Raw genomic sequence first — 20380 nt, 5'->3', positions numbered from 1 at the left:
TGTTTTGCCACATTTATCGCCAACGCGTGCGGCCTGAAACGCCTGGAAGTTACCGACAGACAGGAAGCTTCCAACCCGTTGTTAGACACGGCAGCTGTAGTTCTTGATCGGTTGGTCATTGTTGCTGGTCAGGTGGTTGCTGCGGCGGTGATGTTGTTCCAGCGGCGGTGGGCTTCGGTGGCTTGCTGTTGATGGTGGCGGCGCCATGCGGACCAGTGCAGGAGGTGCTCCAGGTCGCGGCGGGGAGGGCGCAGGGCGGTGGCGCGTAGGAGTCGCAGCAGCTCGCGGGTGCTTGAGGGGGCGAGTGGGCCGCTGGGTGTCTGGGCGGCGGCGCGGGCTTGGGTGACGGCCAGGATGGCTGCGGCGAGCATGCTGATCAGGCTCCAGCGCATCCAGGAGTTCCAGCAGGTGGTCTGGCCCTCGTCCAGGCCGCAGTCGGATTTTCCGGCCTGGAAGTCCTCTTCGATTTTCCATCTGCAGCACACCACATCGACCAGGGTGGCCATGGTGACCGCGGTTGCGGAGTGGCAGCGGTAGAAGGAGAGTTCGCGGGTGTAGCGGTGGCGGCGCACCAGCAGGTAGGAGTGGCCCGGCCCGGTGCTTTCGGGGGTGTCGTCGGCGAGGACGCCGATCATGGCCCAGTCGTAGTGACGGTCGCCCTTGGTCCCGTGGCCGGTACGCATGCGCATCCAGGTGCGGCGGGGTAAGCGGGCGGCGAGTTCGGTGGCGGTGAAGCGGCCGGCTGGGGTGGTGACGCGGTGGTCGGCGCGGACCGCGAGGGCGTAGTCGAGGCCGAGTGCCCGTGCATGCCGTCGCAGCTCGCGACCGCCGTACACCTCGTCGCCGGCCAGCCAGCGGGCCGGTATCCCCAGGGCACGTACACGCTGCAGCATGGCGGCCGCGAGCTGTGGCTTGGTGGCGAACAGGGTCTCGTCGGGGACGTGGGTGAGCAGGCGGCGTTCCTCGTCGGCGGCCCACCCGGCGCCCAGGTAGAGGGCGCGGTCGATCAGCGTGTGCCCGCTTACCGAGGCGTAGGTGAGGTGGACGGAGACCTGGCACAGACCGATACCGCCGAGCGCCCCGGAGTACTGGTGGGCCGCTCCCACGCAGTCGGTCGAGGACTTCTCATCACCGGTCTCGTCCACGATCAACACCGCCTGGTCGTCCGCGAGTTCACCGGCCGCCCAGGTCATGAGCCGGTCGCGGGCCAGATCGTGGTCCCACACACCACGGGAGAGGAAGTGCTGCAGCCGGTGCGGGCCCGAGTGCCCCAGCGCCTCGCCGAGCGTCCAGCAGTTGCGCGTATCGAGCTCCATCAGCATGCCCTCGGTCATCTCCCGCGCCAGCAGGCGCGGTTCCCGGCGCGGGAAGCAGTCAGCGACCTCGGCCATCACCGCCCCGAACGCGGCCGTCCACTCCTGCCCGGCTATCGTGGCCTCCACGGCCACCTGTTCCTTGATCGTCGTCACAAACGCTCATGATCACGGTGGCCGTCCCCCTACCCTCGGCCGCCCCCGCACCCCCGTTGACCAGCACGAACACGCCAACGATCAAGAACTACAGCTGCCGTGTTAGACCAGACGGAATTCGGCGCTGAGGAGCGGATCAAACGGGCGACCGGATCGGCACCCGGGATGCCGTGAAGGCGCATGTAAGGCGCGAATCACCCCGAAGGGTGTTGGCCGCAGGAGCGACTTAGCGTCTCAATCCATCCCTAAACGCCCACTCAGTGGGCGTTTGATGGTGATTCACGCCGACCGTTTCAACATGTTTTGCCACATTTATCGCCAACGCGTGCGGCCTGAAACGCCTGGAAGTTACCGACAGACAGGAAGCTTCCAACCCGTTGTTAGACCAGACGGAATTCGGCGCTGAGGAGCGGATCAAACGGGCGACCGGATCGGCACCCGGGATGCCGTGAAGGCGCATGTAAGGCGCGAATCACCCCGAAGGGTGTTGGCCGCAGGAGCGACTTAGCGTCTCAATCCATCCCTAAACGCCCACTCAGTGGGCGTTTGATGGTGATTCACGCCGACCGTTTCAACATGTTTTGCCACATTTATCGCCAACGCGTGCGGCCTGAAACGCCTGGAAGTTACCGACAGACAGGAAGCTTCCAACCCGTTGTTAGACCAGACGGAATTCGGCGCTGAGGAGCGGATCAAACGGGCGACCGGATCGGCACCCGGGATGCCGTGAAGGCGCATGTAAGGCGCGAATCACCCCGAAGGGTGTTGGCCGCAGGAGCGACTTAGCGTCTCAATCCATCCCTAAACGCCCACTCAGGAGTCCGACATGCCGTACGGCACGACGCCAACGAGCCCGGCCTGTTGTCACGCCGTTTCCTCCCGGCCCGAGCCGATGCGGAGTCAGGGCGTACCCCATGCGCCGCAGGGCCATTGCCTCGCGGTACGTCCGCGCGAACTTGCGGTGGGTGCGCGTGCAGTAGGCCCGCCAACGGCTTACGCGTGGGTGCGGTCCGGCGATCAGTGCACCGCACCACAGGCATAGCCGGTTGCCGTCCTCATCCACGGGGATCTGAGCCATGATCCCCGACCCTACGCAGGGGAGGTGACGTTAGGTGAAGGCCATGTCGGAGCCGCTGGGCGCATGCGGCGGAGCCATCAGCATGAAGTCCCTGTTCAAGGCGCCTACACGCGTCAACAGGAGCCTCTTCTAGGTAGTGAGACGTTCCCACTATCCGGTAACGCTGAGTACGGGTGTCCAGCCAGGGCGGACGAGCAGGTATAGCAATACGGCCCCACTCACCAACCAGTGATGGGGATCACCGGGAAATTCAAGATCCCCATCATCGCGACCCGGCCGGGCTGGGTGGCCTTCTACGGGCGGGCGCTGAGAGTCCGGCGGGTGCCCTGTTCGGGTGGTCTGTGCCGGCGGCAGGGCGGTAGCCGACCGTCACAGCGCACCATAGCGGGCATGAATGTCCCCCACATGGCGGCGCCTGGTACCGCTCGGATCGACGTCCTCTCTGGGAGTTTTGCCGTCGCCCGGGCCGTGCACGCCTGCCTGGCCAGTCATCACCGGCTCGTGTCGGCATTAGAGCAGCAGTTTGGGCTTGAAGACACGCACTGGCGGTTCTTCGTCAGCGTGTCCGGTCCTGCTGCCAGCGGTGACCTCCCGGGACTTGCCCCAGGACCGCCCCGGGGCGTCACCGTCCGGGTGTCCTGCTTGACCAAGGCTCAGATGGCGTCCCGCGACGTGGTGTAGGGGATCAAGACACCGGAACCCGCAGGCCAGGGACATGGCTCAGCCCGTTCCCGTGTCCAACTCACCTCATCAGCACGCTTCTTGGGCTGCCGCCTCCGCATAGATCGCTATGAGCCTCGAACCGGAAGGCGTAGCGCTTGATCCCCTACACCACGTCGCGGGACACGACCAAGGCTCACGTGCGGAGGGTGGCCCAGGAGCTGGAAGAAGCTTTCTGGTGCGTGGTTCCGCAAGTCCAGCGGGACGATCTGAGTGCCAGGTGGTCCTGCAGCCTGGTCGTCGACACGAGACGAGTGCCGCCGACAGGGCGGGAAGCTGAACCCGGCCGCGCCTGATCTCTTCGGGGTTCACCCGCCGCCACATCGTGACGGGTGTCATGTCTGAAATGAAGGCACTTCTAACTGAACGTGTGGTTTCTCCTCGCTGTGTCTGTATCAGTGTTTTCCCGCCGTCTGCTGGGAGAGCTATCGGGCGACTTGCCCCCTCTCAGTGAAGGAGAACACGATGCGTGTGCGTATCACTCTGGCTGCGACCGCTCTCGCTGCTGCCGCAGTGCTCGGATGTGCGGGCGGCGCATCTGCCCATGCCGGTGCTCAGGGCGCTGCTTGGGGCTCTCCCGGAGTGCTGAGGGGCAACGTGGTTCAGGTGCCCGTACATGTGCCTGTCAACGTGTGTGGCAACACCGTCAGCGTCATCGGGCTTCTCAACCCCGCGGTCGGCAACGTCTGCGTCAACCGCTAGCTACGTGCCTCTGACAAGTGTTTGGCCTGGTGGGCGAGTGCTCGGGCATGTCGCGGCGCAGAGCTGGCCGGACGCGAGGGCCGTCCCGGTGGTACGGGGGATGACCACCAGGACGGCTGTGTCCAGCGTAGACGATGCTTCGGTCAACTACCGGCAGGCTCCGGTCCTTCGCCACCGCACCTGGGCCAGCTCATGAACCCGTGGCGGCTTGCGGTCGCCTTCGGTGGGATCTGTCGGCCGGGCCGCCGGGGGGCGGTCCGGCCGACAGCGACCTCGATGGCGATCAGGGCAGGCGCGTCGTCGGGGACGTCGAGCGCCGCACGGGTGTAGCGGGCCGGTCTTGTGGTGCTGGACTGTCAGCCGGTAGAGGGCGCAGTCTGCAGGCCGGGTCGGCGGTGGTGTCCGGTGCCGGTGCGCTGTCAGGGGTGTGGAGGGTCGGGGTGGGTGAGCAGGACGGTGGTGGTTCCGGTGAGGTCGCGGACGCGTATGACGGCGGGGGACGGGGCACGACGCGCAGGCTTCCGCCGTGCCTGCCTGCGCGGCGCTGGTGGGTCAGCAGCAGTGCGAGGCCGGTGGAGTCCATGAAAGCGAGCTGGGCCAGGTCGAGTTCGCAGGGGCGTGATTCCAGCGGGCGGCGGGCTCTGGCCAGTTGGGGTGCGGTGCTCACGTCCAGCTTGCCGTGGACCCGCACGAGGACCACGTACGACACGTCGACCACCTCTACAGTCAGGGGCGGTGGGGCGGTGGGGCGGTGGGGCCGTGCACAGGGACCACCCCTCGCTTCGCGGATCATCCACGGCGCCATGGGTACGCACCAGCGGGCCGCCGTCACCGTCCTGTGGAAAACCTACCCTCCGGGAGGGGTGGCCTCACCAGGGGCTTTTCTGTCCCCGCGCCGGGCAGAGCCAGCCGGACGCGGCAGCCACAGCGTCTTCCCCCCGTTACTCCCCACCAGATGATGCGGTTGTTCCGCAGCCGCCGGTGCGGTTGGGTCATCGTCCGCGCGGATCGCGGGGCCGTGATCAGAAGGGGTGGGTCTCGGTGGGGGCCGTTGCCTGGGCTGGGCCTGTGTCTGCGGTGGCCGGGCGGGGAGCGGGGGTGGTGCCGCCGGGGCGGTAGGTCTTGGTGATCTTGGCGGTCGCATATGTCAGGGAGACGGCGACGTCCTCGGCGTCGATCTCGAGGGTGGTGCGGCGCTGGCCTTCCTTGTCGTCGAAGGTACTCTGCCGTAGCTTTCCGGTGACGATGATCCGCATGCCGCGGGTGAGTGACTGTGCGGCGTTTTCGCCGGCCTGGCGCCACAGCGAGCAGCGCAGGAACAGCGGCTCACCGTCCACGAATTCGCTGCGGTCGCGGTCGAACACGCGGGGAGTGGACGCGACCGTGAAGGAGGTGACGGGCAAGCCGGAGGCGGTGTACCGCAGTTCCGGATCCGCAGTCAGGTTGCCCGCCACCGTCACCAGCGTCTCGCCCGCCATGTCCGCCCCTACTCACGTGGTCCTCCGCCCACCCTACCGGCCGGGCTGCGGCGGGATCCGGCGAACCGGTATCGCCATCGTCCGCAACACCGTTGCGTTTGGATCTTGATGCGCTTGTCAAGGGGCCTGGGAGAACGAGGCAACGGGACTCCTGATAGATCAACTTGTTGCGAAGCGAGTCGATCAAGCGTGGGAGTCCCGTTGCAGGAGAAGTCTGTCATCGTCCGGACGATTGAGGTGGCGTTGACAATCAAGTTGAGGGGGGGATGTGATGATCTTGGTGTGGATCGTCGTGGGGAGGGCCTGCTCGTGGAGACCGTACCGTCGTACCGGGGGTTCCGGTTCCCGCCGGAGGTGATCGCGCACGCGGTCTGGCTGTACCACCGTTTCCCTCTCTCCTGCCGCGACGTGGAGGAGCTCCTGTTCGAGCGCGGCATCCAGGTGTCGTATGAGGCCATCCGTCTGTGGTGCGACCGGTTCGGCCCGGAGTACGCGCGCCGGCTGCGCCGGCGGCAGCCCCGCCCCGGCGACCGGTGGCACCTGGACGAGGTGTTTATCAAGGTCAACGGGCGCATGCGCTATCTCTGGCGGGCAGTCGACCAGGACGGCAACGTCCTGGACATTCTCCTGACCGGCAAGCGGGACGCCGTCGCGGCCAGGCGGTTCTTCCGCAGGCTCCTCAAGGGTACCGAGGCCGTGCCGCGCGTGATCGTGACGGACAAGCTCCGCAGCTACGGCGCCGCGCACCGCGCACCGCGAGACGATGCCCTCGGTGGAGCACCGTAGCTCGAAATACCTGAACAACCGGGCGGAAAACTCTCATATCCCCACACGGGAACGCGAACACCGCATGAAGGGCTTCCGCAGCGTGGGCACCGCCCAGAGATTCCTCGCCTCCTTCTCCCGGAGCTCACCGCACTTCCGCCCCCGCCGCCACCGGATGACCGCCCCCGGCTACCGCACCGAGATGACCAACCGCCACACCGTCTGGCACCAGATCACCGGCACCACCCTCCTGGCCACCACCGGCTGAACCCCAGCGCCACCACGCACCACTCGGCACTCCAGCACGCCCCAACTCGCCTGCCACAACAGCAACTTGACTGTGAGGATGTTCGGGTGCCGCTCCGGGCGGTGGTCTGACCCGCAACTTGACTGGCCGTGTGCCTTGGCGTTGATCTGTCGGCCACCCGCTCGGAACGGTATCTGCTGCCGCCGGGCAGGGGACGTGTCCCGATAGACATCTCGGGATCTGAAGAAGTCAAGCGGCAGCTGTCATTGATGAGGACACAGGCGAGTTGAAGGCATGTTGTTCGTCGAAGAGGACCCGCTTCTGGAGGCAGTGGAACAGCTGGCCGAGCAAGCGGTTGAACAGGTGCCGCTGTGCTTGTGCGTGCCAGTCGCCGACGTCGCGGCGGTGGCGGTAGTGGGCCTGTGCTCCGGGCGATAAGCGCAGGGAGGAGAAGGCCCAGAGATAGCCGGCATGGTGGAGTCGGTTGTTCTTGACCATGCGGCGTCCGACGTAGTGTTTCTTGCCGGAGGCGCGGGTGATCGGTGCGGATCCGGCGTACGCCTTCAGACCGCGGGCGTCGGCGAAGCGGTTGCGGTCGTCGCCGGTCTCTGCGAGGACACGTGCCGCGAGCTGGACGCCGAGGCCAGGGAAGCTCAGGAGTATCTCGGCATCGGGATGCTCGCGAAAGCTGGTATCGACTGCTTCGGCGAGTTCTTCGCTGGCCTGACAGGCCGCTTCGAACTGCTTCAGTAGAGCGAGAAGTTGCTTGCCGAAGGCGTCCCCGACGGCTGCAGGCTGGTGAGCGTATTCGGCGCGCAGGACACCGCGCAGGCGGTCAGCCTCTTCTTCGATGCTGCGGGCACGGCCGGCGCGTTTGAGTGCGGAACGCAGCTGGCTCAGAGACAGTCGTGCGGCCTCGGTGGGCGTTGGCGCCTTGGCCAGGATGATGCGGGCCTCCTGACGGGCGAGCCCGCCCTGCTTGGCCAGGAACGCGTCGAGGGCGGCGGGGTAGTACTCGCGCAGCAGGGAGCGGATCTGGTTGCCGATCTGCTGGCGGTTCCAGACGGCGTCCTGCTGAGCTCGAGCCAGTACCGCGATGGCCTTGGCTTGGTCGGAGTCCGCAGGCAGCGGCCGGTGCACGGCCATGTCGGTGCGGAGGATGTTCGCCAGCACGAGGGCGTCGCCGGGGTCTGACTTCTTGCGGGACACGCCGTGGCGGTCACGGTAGCGGGAGGCGGCAAGCGGGTTGATCGCGAAGACCTTGCGGCTGCCGGTCCGCAGGGCTGCGACGAGCAGTCCTCGGCTGGTCTCGATGGCCACTGGTATCGGCGACTCGAGGCTGTCACCGTGCTCGGCCAGGAGCTCCAGGAGCATTCGATAGCCGGCGGCGTCGTCACTGATCCGACGCTTGGCCAGTAATTCGCCGGCTCCGTCGATCAGCGCGATGTCGTGATGCCTTTCCGACCAGTCGACTCCGCAGAAGACGGTCACAGGTTCTCCCATCGTCGAGCGTATACGGAGGTCACAAGCACATGCGGGTCACGCGGCGTCCTAATCCCAGGACTCGATCGGTCCGCCATCTCGGTAGCCGTTCGCGACACCAGCGCACCCCAGGGGCCTCTGTCTGCGCCAGAGCTCACAGCTCGCGGGAGTGAACAGGAGGTCGCCCTGGGGCGGGCTCGCACCACGACGGCAACGAACGACGTGAGGCAGTAGGTTTCACGGGACTTGGAGACGCCGAAACCGCGCCGCTCTCCCGTGAGGCCTCACGGGCCAGGGAGATTCCCAGGCGTCTGCCCGGCCGCGCCCGCAGGCCCCGTGAAACCCACCATCGTGCCGGCGCCGCTCTATCGGAAGGCCTCATCAGCCCGGGGCCTTACAGGCGTCCGTCACGCCAGATAGCCCAGAAGCCCAACTGCGCACCTCTGGAACCACTTTCACTACGGATTAGGGGCCTTCGCGACAGGCACCGTCACAGTCTTGACCCAAGACCGGGAAGTTAGGACCTGCGGATTATTAACTCGCCGTCTTGATCTCTGTAGGGATGGTGATGCCTGCCGTGCTGGCGAGGCAGCGGAGGTCGTCGAGGGTGGCGAGGTGCTGGTCGGCGGGTTGAATGGTGTGCCCGGCTGCCTCGAGGAGCTGGCGGATGTCGCGAATGCGCCGGTTGATGGTGAATGGCGTGACGCCGAAGAGGCGGGCGATGGCGACCTGCGGGAGCCCGAGTCGCTGGTGGAGGAGGGTGGCCAGGAGCCGGTCGGCGAGGGTGAGGATGGGGCGGCGGCCGGTGGTGCCGTCGCCTTTGACTCGTGGGCGATGGCCGCGCCGCTTGTCCAGCGCCGTCTCGCGTTGGCTCTCGTGGAGGGTGGTGAGCGTGGTGATCAGGGCTTCCCACTCTGGGGCCGGCATGCCGGTCAGGGTGGGGTGGCAGAGCCAGGCGAGGTCGGGGCTGGGCTGGTCGAAGGGGTCCGGTGCGTCGCTGACCTGGGTGTATGCCTCGGGCCGCAGTGTGTAGTTCCAGTCACCGTGCCATTCGTGGCGGTGCAGGGGCAGGGCATCCAGCTGCCGGTCACTGATCCGGACTCCGGTCTCGTAGGCGCCTGTGTCGAGTTCGGCGTGCACCGTCAGCCCGGTCCGGGTGGTCGTCGCGGCGATGCTGTTCACGATGACTTCGTGGCTGGTCAGCGGCCTGCCGCGCCAGTTCATGGTGATGTGGGAGAACAGCCGGTGCTCCACCTTGTTCCATTTTGAAGTACCTGGCCAATGCCGTTGTTTGAATGGTGGAGTTGGCGGGGGTGTCCGGTGAGACCGTGGGGTGGTGCTCGTGGCCGGGCATGGGTCAGGCATGGGTCATCCGTGGGTGGGGCTGTCTGATCGGGTACGGCTGGGGCTGCTGACGCGGTGGGTGACGCCAGCGCTGGTGGACGAGGTGCTGGGCGGGTGCCGCAAGCGGGACCGGCGGCCGGGTGCTCTGCCGGCTGGCTTCACGGTGTACTTCACGCTGGCCCTGGCCCTGTTCCATCAGGACTCCTATGACGATGTCGCGGAGAACCTGACGGGCGCGATCGCCGGGATGGGCGAACACATCCCGAACAGGGCGTCGTTCACCCGTGCCCGGGAGCGTCTGGGGCCTGAGGTGCTGGAGATGCTGTTCCGGAGACTGGCCGGGCCGCTGGCCCCGCCCGGGCTGGCGGGATCCTTCTGGCGGGGGATGCGTCTTGCCGCGGTGGACGGGTTCCTGCTGGACGTGCCGGACAACGAGGCCAACCGGCACGCCTTCGGCGGCCCGAAGGACTCGCGCGGAAAACCAGGAGGATTTCCGCAGGTCCGGGTCGTGACACTGACCGAGACCGGCACCCACGCCGCCATCGACGCACGGGTGGGCGGCTTCAACGGCGGCGAACGCGACCTGGCCGTCGCCATGGCTGCTTCGGCCGACGGAATGCTCGTGATCATGGACCGGGGCTTTCCCGGAGTGGAACTGTGGAAGGCATACACCACCGCCGGTGCACACCTTCTGCTGCGGGCGCGCTCCTGCGTCGCGCGTCGTCCGGTGCAGCGCCTGCCCGACGGCACTTACCTGGCGCGGATGAACCTCGGCGGGCAGAAAGGCGCGCACCCGGGCGGCGTACTGGTCCGTGTGATCGAGTACCGCGTCGACGGCGGCGAGGTGATCCGGCTCCTGACCGATCTCTTCGACACAGACACCTACCCCGCGGACGAACTCGCGGCCCTGTATCACGAGAGGTGGGAGGCGGAATCTTCATACCGCCAGCTCAAGACCTTCCAGCGCGGCCGGCAGGAAGTACTGCGGTCGGCCGACCCGGCACTGGTGCGCCAGGAAGTATGGGCACACCTGATCGTCCACTACTGCCTGACCGGCATCATCATGCGGCTCGCCGACGGTCACGGCATCGACCCGGACCGCATCTCGTTCGTCAAGGTCCTCAAGCACGCGCGACGCAGCGTGATCCGGCAGTGCGCCGATACTCCCGCAAAGATCGGGGTAACTGGATAGGTGCTCCTGGCGGGATGAGTTGAATCTTGTCAGTTGGATCGGTGATCATCTGTCTCGTGTCTGATGCTGCTGTGCCGCCTTCTTATGAGGAACTCGCTGTTCTGGTGGTGCAGTTGCGTGAGGAACTCGCCGCGGCGCGGGAACGGATCGTGGTACTGGAGGGTCAGGTCGTGGACCTGACGGCCCGGCTGGGGAAGAACTCGGCGAACTCTTCCAGGCCGCCGTCTTCGGACGGACTGGCGAAACCGGCTCCGAAGTCTCTGCGTGGGAAGTCCGGGCGGGGGCCGGGCCGCCCGAAAGGCCAGAAGGGCATCACGCTGCGGCAGGTCGCGGACCCCGACCACCGGGTCGAGCACCGGCCCCACGGCCCTTGCGCCGGCTGCGGTGCGGACCTGGCCGGGGCCGTCGTGGCCGGTATCGAGCGGCGTCAGGTCTTCGACCTGCCCGAACGTATCGGCCTGGAGGTCACCGAGCATCAGGTCCTGACCTGCCGGTGCGCGTGCGGGCGGAGCGAGAAGGCCTCCGGTCCCGAGGGCGTGCGGGCCCCGGTGCAGTACGGTCCTGGTCTCGCGGCCGCCGGCGTCTACCTGATGCACGGCCAGTTCCTGTCCAAGGACCGCACCGCCACCGCCCTGGCAGACCTCTTCGACGCGTCCGTCGCGCCGGGCACGGTGGCCTCGTGGGTACGCACTTGCGCGAGCCGGCTGGATGCCTTCGGCCGTCTCGTGGCCGGGAAGGTCGCCGGCGCGGCGGTGGCGTTCTTCGACGAGACGGGGTTCCGCACCGCCGGGTGCCTGCACTGGCTGCACTCCGCCTCCAGCGGCCAGTTCGTACACCTGTCGGTGCACCGCCGCCGCGGTCGCGAAGGCATCGACGCGGCCGGGATACTGCCCGGCTTCACCGGCATCGCCATGCACGACGCCTGGGCGCCCTACGACTCCTACCCGCAGGCCGAACACGCCTTGTGCTCGGCACACGTACTACGCGAACTGGTCGCGGTCACCGAGCGGGGCAGCGAGAAGGCCCGGTGCGCGGCCTACCGCGCCATCGACGCCGTGCTGGCCCTGAAGAAGGCCGCGGAAGAGGCCCGAGCGGACGGGCTCGACGCGATCGCCGTGTCCGTGAAGGACGGTGAGCTTGGGGCGCTGGCCCAGGCGGTGGCCGACGGGCTGAAGGCGACCGCCACCCGCAGCTCGAAGACCGAGGCGAAGTACCACGCCCTGTTCAGACGGCTGACGAAGCGCTGGAACGACTACCTGCGCTGGGTCCACGACCTCACACTGCCGTTCGACAACAACCCAGCCGAACAGACGATCAGGATGGCCAAGCTGCGGATCAAGGTCTCCGGCTGCCTGCGCACGCTGCACGGCGCGCAGGACTTCGCCGCGATCCGCACCTACCTGGCCACCGCCACCCGACACGAGCAGCCCATGCTCGACGTCCTCATCCAGGCCATGCGCGGCAGCCCCTGGATGCCCGCCCTCGGCTGATCACCGGTCCCGCCAACCGGCAATCACGCACGCCTCCGGACCGAGACACCTATCCAGTCACAGATCGGGAAGTTCCTGGCCCTGCTGTCCGCGAAGGTGTGCCGGAAACTCGACAATGGCACCCGGCGTCTACGCGAGGCCGACAGGTTTCTCAAACGCCCCAACTCGCTGTACTCCTACCGGCCCAAGGACCAGCAACGTGCACCAGCACGCCGGGTACCTGCCAAGGCCATCACGCTGCAGCCCACGATGATTCAGTAGTCAAACAACGGCATTGGCCAGGTACTTCAAAATGGAACAAGGTGGAGCACCGGCTGTTCTCCCACATCACCATGAACTGGCGCGGCAGGCCGCTGACCAGCCACGAAGTCATCGTGAACAGCATCGCCGCGACGACCACCCGGACCGGGCTGACGGTGCACGCCGAACTCGACACAGGCGCCTACGAGACCGGAGTCCGGATCAGTGACCGGCAGCTGGATGCCCTGCCCCTGCACCGCCACGAATGGCACGGTGACTGGAACTACACACTGCGGCCCGAGGCATACACCCAGGTCAGCGACGCACCGGACCCCTTCGACCAGCCCAGCCCCGACCTCGCCTGGCTCTGCCACCCCACCCTGACCGGCATGCCGGCCCCAGAGTGGGAAGCTCTGATCACCACGCTCACCACCCTCCACGAGAGCCAACGCGAGACGGCGCTGGACAAGCGGCGCGGCCATCGCCCACGAGTCAAAGGCGACGGCACCACCGGCCGCCGCCCCATCCTCACCCTCGCCGACCGGCTCCTGGCCACCCTCCTCCACCAGCGACTCGGGCTCCCGCAGGTCGCCATCGCCCGCCTCTTCGGCGTCACGCCATTCACCATCAACCGGCGCATTCGCGACATCCGCCAGCTCCTCGAGGCAGCCGGGCACACCATTCAACCCGCCGACCAGCACCTCGCCACCCTCGACGACCTCCGCTGCCTCGCCAGCACGGCAGGCATCACCATCCCTACAGAGATCAAGACGGCGAGTTAATAATCCGCAGGCCCTTAAGGATCATCCGGTGGGTGCGTAGGCGGCTCGTCCGACTTTCTTGATCAGGCCCCGGTGGGACCATTGGGACATCTGGACGCAGAAGCTGTTCATGTTGGTGATGCCGAGCAGGCGGGCGACGTCGCGAGCGTGCCACGGGGTGCCGGGCCTGCTGTTCATGATGGCGAGGGCGAGTTGGTAGCGGCCGCTGGGATCGGTGGTGTCGTCGTTGGCTGCGCCGGTCGCGGGAGCGTCGTGGGGAGCGTTGTCGCAGGTGGGTTCGGTCGCGGGTGGGGAGGTCGACTCGCCGCAGTTTGTGGTGCGTTCGTGCGTGGTGATGTCGATGCGGTCGACGGCGGTCGCGGAGGTGGGGCGGGCCTGGCCCCTGAAGGAGTGGTAGCGGGAGATGGGGGACTTGACCTTGCGGGCGCTGATGCGGGGGCGGCGTACGGGCAGCAGGTTGGTGCGGACGGCGGCGTCGATGGCACCCGGCGTGGCAGTGGTGAGGCCTTCGGCGAGGGTGACCTGGGTGCGGGCGGCTTGGAGGGCGTGGGTGAAACAGGCGCGGTCGGGGTCGGCTCCGGCTGTGTGGGCGGCGTCGGTCATGGCCATGCGTAGCAGTTGGTAGACGGTGAGGGTGGCCCACAGTTCCTGTTCGATGCCGAAGCGGTCGCGTGAGCGCAGTACGCGGCCGTTCATCAGTGTGTAGCGCAGAGCGAAGTAGGCTGACTCGATCTCCCATCTTTCCGCGTAGAGCCTGATCAGACGCTCGGCCGGGTCGAGGAGCGGGTCGAGCAGGGTGGTGGCCAGGCGGTAGCGGCCGCTGACGTGGGTGCCGTCGGCCAGGTGCAGGGTCAGGTCGGCCTCGATGATCCGGACGGTGAGGTCACCGAGGAGGGCGAGGTAGGAGCCGTCTTCCAGGATGCGCAACAGCTTCGGGCGGCGGGTGGACTTCAGTCGGGCCAGGAACTGGGCACCGGTTTCGGCGACGTCGGCCAGGAACGCGTTGCTGTCAAAGCCCCGGCCGATCAGCACCAGGTGCCGCTCGTCCAGCAGGGGCAGCAGCCGGCCGGCGTAGGCAGTCTCCCCTGTGCTGGTCGGTCCGAAGCAGGCCCCGAGCAGACCGCGGGTGCCGGTCTCCACCAGCGTCATCAGCATGACGGTCGGGTAGCCGGCCCAGGCCAGCCGGTAACGGATCTTCCCCAGCCATCCCCGGGCGCGGTCGCTGTCCGGTGTCTTGATCGAGGAGCAGCCGTCGAAGGCGACGGTGCGCCAGCAGCGATAGGACACGCCCGGGGTTGTCGGCGGGGCGAGCGGCACGGCGAGGGTCTCGAACAGGAGCTTGAGCGGGGCGGGCGTGAGGCGTCGGCGCAGGTGGCGCAGCGCGGTGGTCGACACCTGTGGCAGCGGCAGGCCGCCGAGAGCGGCGGTGAGTTGGCGCCAGACGCCCTGGTAGCCGTGATCGGGGAACAGGGCGAGGGCGAGCAGGTAGTACACGCCGACACGCGAGGGCAGGTCCCGTAATCGCTGCTGGGTGCGGCCGGTCTCCTCCAGTACCGCGTCGGCCAGCTCGAAGTCCACGATCTGGGTCAACTCGCCCAGATGCCCCGGGGCATAGACCCCTTCCGCGACCGTGCTGGTACGAGTGACGGTGATGGTGGCACACTGACCGGACAACGGGACCTCTGCTCTGGATCTCGGACTGTCTTACGAGGACGTCCCAAGATCTACCAGCGGTCCCGTTCCCCATTCAGTCCCAGGTCAACGCGCTCGCGCGTACGTCTGGACAGCACCCTGCCGAGACTTAACTTCCCGGCCTTGAGTCTTGACCGCCCCGGCCCGGCGACGGCCACCAGCACCCGAGGCGATCAGGAGACCAGCGACCATGCCCAGCATCACGCGGCCCACGGCCCCATGTCACGTGCCGGCCGACGCCGAGGAAGACATTCTGCTCGGCGTTGACACCCACAAGGACGTCCACGCTGCAGCCGTCATCAGCACCATTGGCGCTGTTCTGGACGGCCGCAGCTTCCCGGCGACCGCTGAGGGATATCGTCAACTCCTCTCCTGGGCACGCTCGTTCGGCAATACTACGGCGGGCAGGGGTCGAGTGCACCGGATCCTACGGGGCAGCCCTGACACGTCACCTGCGGGCCGAGGGCATCGAGGTGACCGAGGTCAACCAGCCGGACAAGGCCGCCCGGCGCCGCCACGGCAAGACCGACGCCGTCGACGCCGAAGCCGCTGCCCGCGCCGTGCTGTCCGGCCGCGCCCCCGCCGCAGCGAAGACGAGCGACGGACCGGTGGAAATGCTGAGGCTGTCAAACTGGCCAAGAGCTCCGCGGTCAAGTCCAGGACCCAGGCCATCAACCAACTCAAGAGCATCCTGGTCTCCGCAGACCCCGCCCTGCGCGAGCTGCTGGCCGGCCTGAGCAACCCCCACCTGGTCAAACAGTGCGCCGAACTGGACGACCAGACCGCGACAGGACCGGCAGCGGCCGCCCACCACACCCTGCGGCTGCTCGCCCGCCGCATCCAGCACCTGACCGAGGAAATCGACGACCTCAACAAGCGGATAGCCCAGGCCGTCAAAGCCACCGTCCCGGGCCTGCTCGACGTGTACGGTGTCGGCCCGGACAGCGCCTCCGCCCTGCTCATCGCGGCCGGGGACAACCCCGAACGCCTCGCAAGCGAGGCATCCTTCGCCGCCTTATGCGGCACCAGCCCCGTCGAAGCATCCTCCGGCAAGACCCAGCGCCGCCGACTCAACCGCGGCGGCGACCGCCAGGCCAACGCCGCCCTCTACCGGATCATCCTCAGCCGCCTGCGCTGGGACCACCGCACCCAGAACTACCTGCAACGACGCCTCACCGAGGGCAAGACACGCCGTGAGATCATCCGCTGCCTGAAGCGATACATCGCACGAGAGATCTACCGGCTCATCGTCCCCACGAGGCAGGCGACCGACCATCCAGCCCCCGCACAAGCCACTGCTTGACATCCATAGGGGCATCGACGCCCGACGAACCATTCGACGCCAGACGTTAAAGATCAAGCTAGACCTGACCCCACCCGATATTCACAAACGCGCAATCTTGCCCGATGTGCCTCGGATTCGTCAGGCTGTCGCACCCGCAGGCGCGGACTGGTTGGTTTATCTTCTTCCTATGGCGGGGTTGTTCAGCCCTGGGGAGCTAGCGCCTGGCCGCAGTTGGTTGCGGAACGCGGAAGCAGCAGCGAAGCGCGCCCGCGATGAGGACAGACAACAATAATCACAGAGGGGCAAGTCACCTTGCTGCGGTCGGGAGCGACATAGTGGAAAGGCAAACCTGCAGAGATTGCGTCGAGATTCAAGAAGCCGCCGGCGATGATTTCGCCAAGGACCTCCCTGTCGCAGGAGGCATGCTTGAACCGCTTCCCGCAGGTAGGGCAATAAGTGTCACGCAGCAGCCAGCCACTTTGTCAATAATTTGTGACGTCGATTATGAAGGCGACCCATTTGAATCTCACATCATTCGCGGCACCGACTGAGAACTGTATAACTGGGCTTGCGGCCCTCCTCAGATGTGCTCACTAATCAAGGCTACATATTCGTTGACCTGCATTAGCTGGCAGCCGGCCTGAGGCTGCGCATTCTCCCCGGGTCGGTTGGAGGCGCGCTTCGGGTGTCGAATGCGGTGGGCGACGTCCTGCGGGCTCGCTTATTTCCTCGCCGACTGGCTGCAAGGCTGGCCTGGCTAAAGCGCCCAGCGCACCGCCGACGTCGTCAGCGACGCACACTTCGTGTTACCGCCCCGATCGTCCCCTTCCCCCCGTGCGTCAGCCTGCAACGAACCAATCGGCGAGATCTGCCTACCAGTATACCCCGATACCCGCGGTCGATCTGGCTCTAATTGAGGATTGACTGGTGAGCTGGCTAACGGAGTTCACCGAGTGCGTGCGCTGACCTTCCGGAAAGCTAGACGGGCCGCCATCCAAAAAGACCTTCATTACATCATCCTCGTCTTCAGTACGCAGGAAAGCCACTAACTACGGCCGCGGCGAGAATATCGCGCGTAGGTGACCGGCAGGGATTGCGCCGGTTGACAGTTTCCTGCAGTTCGCCGAGCGTAGCAGCCTCTTCAATGATTCGCAGCTTTGCCAATGGATGCCACTTGTTATGGAAGCCGACGGCGCCTACCCGAGGAAAGTCGAGAAGATCACAGTAATGTTCCTCAATGGGCGAGAGCACTTTATCGTCACCGACGATTTTGTGGAACACGGGGGCGAGAGGGCGCGCGTTTACCGGTGGAGCTACCGCACGGCAATCGCCGAATAGTTTCCGAGGCTCAGATCGAATGAGGAGCGGCATGACGTTCCAAAGCGTCAGTCATGGCAAAGCGATTGTCTCCCCGGCTGCCGTGGCGGTTGTGGGCGCGTCCTGCAGATTGCCCGGCGGGGTAGATTCTGTGACATCCTTCTGGGAGCTTCTGTACGAGGGTCGGGACGCGATTTCGGAAGTTCCGTCTGACCGTTGGAGCCCCACTGAGTTGGCGGCTATCCAGGCGGAAGCCACGCGCAAGGTGACATGGCGTGGAGGCTTCCTTCAAGGGGATGTCGGAGCATTCGATGCGGAAGCATTCGGTATCGCCCCGCATGAGGCAGACCTGATTGACCCGCAGCATCGTCTGTTACTGGAAGTGGGATGGGAGGCGTGTGAACATGCGGGTCTTCCGCAGGAGGAAATGAGGGGTGCAGCAGCCGGAGTCTTCGCCGGTATGTGCAATCCGGATTACACCGCGTACTCTCACTGGCTGCCTGGCGGCGGGGGCCCGTATTTTGTAACTGGCAACCAATTCGGTTCTGCCTCCGGAAGGCTGTCCCACTTGCTCGGACTGCGAGGGCCCAGCCTGACCGTGGATACGTCGTGTTCGTCTGGTCTGGTCGCTGCACATCTTGCCTGTCAGAGCCTGCGACTGGGTGAGTGTGATATTGCCTTGGCGGGAGCAGTGAATCTGCTCCTCAGTCCTCGGGTCATCGCGGCGTACAACGAATTGGGAGTCCTTTCTCCCTCGGGTCGGTGCCAGACGTTCGATGAGGCAGCAGACGGCTATGTTCGCGCCGAGGGTTGCGTTGTGCTGGTGCTCAAACGTCTTCAGGACGCGCAGCGCGACGGCGACCGGATACTTGCAGTGCTGCGGGGGACCGCAGTCAACCATGACGGCAAGACTTCTCGGTTTACCAAACCTTCGGTGCAGGCACAAGAAGAGGCATTTCGTGCGGCGTTGGTGCAGGCCGAGGTTGATGCCACAAAGGTCGGCATGATCGAGGCGCATGGGACGGGCACATCTGCTGGTGATCTGATTGAGTTCGCTTCGCTGTCTGCGGTGTACGGCGCCGGGCCGGGGCAGTGTGCTCTGGGATCGGTTAAGACCAACATCGGGCATACCGAATCGGCGGCAGGCATGGTGGGACTGCTCAAGGCGATCCTGGCTGTCCAGCACGGCGTGGTGCCTCCCTCCCTGCACTTCCATCGCTGGCCTCGGGAAATCGACCCGAATGGCACCAGGTTTTTCGTGCCGGCAACTGCACAACCTTGGCCCGTCGCTGAGGGACAGCGTATGGCAGCCGTCTGCTCCTACGGGGTCGGTGGCACCAATGCTCACGCCATCGTCCAAGAGCCGCCCCTCACCGTTTCCGAACCGTGTGAAGACCGCGAAATGATGCACACGTTCCTGCTCTCCGCACAGTCCACGCAGGCATTGGAAACGAGTTCCTCGAGATTGGCTGATTGGCTGGACGGCGATGGGGCATCGTCCCCGTTGCCCCATGTGGCGCATACTCTGGCGGTACGGCGCTCTCATGCAACGGAGCGGCTGGCGGTACTGGCCCACTCACGCGGTGAACTGGTGACACGGCTGCGCGCCTACGCTGACGGTAAGTCAACTCCGGGGGTAGTGAGTGACTTCTCCCGTGGAGTGCGCGGGCAAGCGCCCGTGTGGGTATTCAGCGGGCACGGCTCGCAATGGTCGGGCATGGGACGTAAACTCCTTGAGAAGGAGCCAGTTTTCGCCGAGATCGTAGCCAAGCTGGACCCGCTCATTGTCGCAGAGTCCGGCTTTTCACCGCTCTGCCTGATCCGCTCAGGTGCTGAGATCAGCCGTGTTGACCAGGTCCAGCCGATGATCTTTTTGATGCAAGTGGGAATCGCCCGGGTTCTGCGCTCGTACGGAGTTGAACCCGCCGCTGTGGTGGGCCACTCGATGGGGGAGGTGGCGGCTGCGGTAGTAGCCGGAGCCCTCAGCCTGGAAGACGGCGTGCGGGTCAGCTGCCGCCGCTCACTGCTCTGTGTCCCTGATGCCGAGGCCGGAATCGGTGCCATGGCTGCCGTAGAACTTGACCACGGACGGGTCGGGGAGGAGATCGCCGGTATACCTGACGTAGATATTTCTGTACTTGCGGCCCCCCAATCCACCGTTATCGGCGGGAAAGCAGAAACCGTCAGACGACTGGTCAAGGCATGGGATGCCCGCGGCATCCCTGCACGCATGATCGCCGTGGACTTCGCGTCACACTGTCAGCTGACTCGTCCCCTTGCGGACGCCTTGGCTAACCGTCTGCGTGACCTCAAGCCTCGTCGTCCCGAGATTCCTTTCTACACCACAGTGCTCGATGATCCGCGCACTGAACCCACGTTCGATGCCGTGTACTGGGCAGACAACATGCGCCGCCCCGTACGATCTCTCAGCACAACCAGAGCCCTGGCAGAGGACGGATACCGCATCTACCAGGAGATATCTCCGCACCCTGTGGCCGTTCACCCCATTACCCGGTCCCTCAGTACCGTGCCTGACGTCGCCGTTCTGAGCACCCTGCGAGCCGGGCAAGACGAGGAAATGACGCTGGCTACAGCTCTGGCAGCGCTGCACTGCGCCGGCTATCCCGTGGATTGGAAGCGCTGGTATTCCACTGGGGCACTCGTCGACGTCCCCGCAACGACATGGCACCGGCAGCATCACATGATCAAACTGGATCGCGAGCCTGCCGTTACGGCAACCGAGGTGAACACCTCCGCTGAGGCTTCCTTGCCCGCACCCGGCAACAACGTAATTGCCGATCTGAAGACCACCACTCCGGGACGGAATCGCGTTGGACTACTCGAAAGTCACATAAGTGCCCAACTGCGCGCCCTGTTACGACTGCGTTCCCGAAGCATCGACACCTATGCGAAGTTCGCTGAAATCGGTCTGGATTCACTGCGTGCCGCCGAACTGCGCGGCCTGCTCCAGGAAAGCCTGGAAATCAACATTCCTATCGCTGCCTTGTGGTCACATCCGACCATCCACTCGCTTAGCGTCCACCTGGACGAGATGCTAAGCGCACGATCATCTCTCAGCAAGGAGGGGTGAGCCTCT

Annotated in this window: 11 protein-coding genes and 4 pseudogenes; 9 read left to right on the top strand and 6 right to left on the bottom strand. The window is 65.9% G+C overall.

Features of this window, described 5'->3' with window-relative positions; translation table 11 throughout:
• Positions 1-128 precede the first annotated feature (128 nt).
• The gene (locus ABIE67_RS47155; RefSeq protein ID WP_370252197.1) at positions 129-1469 is read right to left on the bottom strand and encodes an IS701 family transposase; all 1341 of its coding nucleotides are present in this window, start codon (positions 1467-1469) and stop codon (positions 129-131) included.
• Between the two features lie 2263 nt (positions 1470-3732).
• On the opposite strand from ABIE67_RS47155, the gene ABIE67_RS47150 reads away from it, so the two are divergent.
• Positions 3733-3969, top strand: a complete 237-nt coding sequence (locus tag ABIE67_RS47150; RefSeq protein ID WP_370270348.1) for a chaplin family protein — start codon at positions 3733-3735, stop codon at positions 3967-3969.
• A 283-nt stretch (positions 3970-4252) separates the two neighbouring features.
• Here ABIE67_RS47150 and ABIE67_RS47145 read toward each other — a convergent pair whose 3' ends face one another.
• Both ABIE67_RS47145 and ABIE67_RS47140 read right to left on the bottom strand, forming a co-directional pair.
• On the bottom strand, positions 4253-4678 hold the full coding sequence (locus ABIE67_RS47145) for an STAS domain-containing protein (RefSeq protein WP_370270343.1): 426 nt from the start codon (positions 4676-4678) through the stop codon (positions 4253-4255).
• Between the two features lie 394 nt (positions 4679-5072).
• A pseudogene (locus ABIE67_RS47140) lies at positions 5073-5447 on the bottom strand (single-stranded DNA-binding protein); the annotation flags it as partial.
• Between the two features lie 303 nt (positions 5448-5750).
• Between ABIE67_RS47140 and ABIE67_RS47135 the strand changes: the two are divergent.
• A pseudogene (locus ABIE67_RS47135) lies at positions 5751-6480 on the top strand (IS6 family transposase).
• 228 nt (positions 6481-6708) lie between these two features.
• Here the strand turns inward: ABIE67_RS47135 and ABIE67_RS47130 are convergent.
• Entirely contained in the window at positions 6709-7962 is a 1254-nt protein-coding gene (locus ABIE67_RS47130; RefSeq protein ID WP_370270340.1) for an IS110 family transposase, read from the bottom strand.
• Positions 7963-8475: 513 nt separating this feature from the next.
• Positions 8476-9219, bottom strand: a pseudogene (locus tag ABIE67_RS47125) (transposase family protein); the annotation flags it as partial.
• A gap of 100 nt (positions 9220-9319) precedes the next feature.
• Between ABIE67_RS47125 and ABIE67_RS47120 the strand changes: the two are divergent.
• From ABIE67_RS47120 to ABIE67_RS47110, 3 genes and pseudogenes are all read left to right on the top strand, one after another.
• The gene (locus tag ABIE67_RS47120; RefSeq protein ID WP_370270336.1) at positions 9320-10477 is read left to right on the top strand and encodes an IS4 family transposase; all 1158 of its coding nucleotides are present in this window, start codon (positions 9320-9322) and stop codon (positions 10475-10477) included.
• Positions 10478-10533: 56 nt separating this feature from the next.
• Positions 10534-11967, top strand: coding sequence for an IS66 family transposase (locus tag ABIE67_RS47115; RefSeq protein WP_370253078.1), 1434 nt, complete (start codon positions 10534-10536; stop codon positions 11965-11967).
• 278 nt (positions 11968-12245) lie between these two features.
• A pseudogene (locus ABIE67_RS47110) lies at positions 12246-12989 on the top strand (transposase family protein); the annotation flags it as partial.
• Positions 12990-13010: 21 nt separating this feature from the next.
• On the opposite strand, the gene ABIE67_RS47105 reads toward ABIE67_RS47110, so the two are convergent.
• Positions 13011-14663 carry an IS4 family transposase gene (locus ABIE67_RS47105; RefSeq protein ID WP_370270332.1) on the bottom strand — a complete coding sequence of 551 codons (1653 nt, stop codon included), beginning with the start codon at positions 14661-14663 and terminating at the stop codon, positions 13011-13013.
• A 281-nt stretch (positions 14664-14944) separates the two neighbouring features.
• On the opposite strand from ABIE67_RS47105, the gene ABIE67_RS47100 reads away from it, so the two are divergent.
• The 4 genes from ABIE67_RS47100 to ABIE67_RS47085 all read left to right on the top strand — a co-directional run bounded on the left by ABIE67_RS47100 (position 14945) and on the right by ABIE67_RS47085 (position 20374).
• A complete protein-coding gene (locus ABIE67_RS47100; protein WP_370270329.1) occupies positions 14945-15418 on the top strand; it encodes a transposase in 474 nt (157 codons plus the stop codon).
• A gap of 185 nt (positions 15419-15603) precedes the next feature.
• Positions 15604-15984: a transposase gene (locus ABIE67_RS47095; protein WP_370270324.1), complete on the top strand. Its 381-nt coding sequence runs from the start codon at positions 15604-15606 to the stop codon at positions 15982-15984.
• Positions 15985-17133: 1149 nt separating this feature from the next.
• Positions 17134-17304, top strand: a complete 171-nt coding sequence (locus tag ABIE67_RS47090) for a DUF5988 family protein (RefSeq protein WP_370270320.1) — start codon at positions 17134-17136, stop codon at positions 17302-17304.
• Positions 17305-17335: 31 nt separating this feature from the next.
• Positions 17336-20374, top strand: a complete 3039-nt coding sequence (locus ABIE67_RS47085) for a type I polyketide synthase (protein ID WP_370270316.1) — start codon at positions 17336-17338, stop codon at positions 20372-20374.
• The last annotated feature ends 6 nt before the right edge of the window (positions 20375-20380 follow it).

It is taken from the genome of Streptomyces sp. V4I8 (assembly GCF_041261225.1).
Classification (GTDB): Bacteria; Actinomycetota; Actinomycetes; order Streptomycetales; family Streptomycetaceae; genus Streptomyces.
This window is presented reverse-complemented; position numbering and strand designations above follow the sequence as displayed.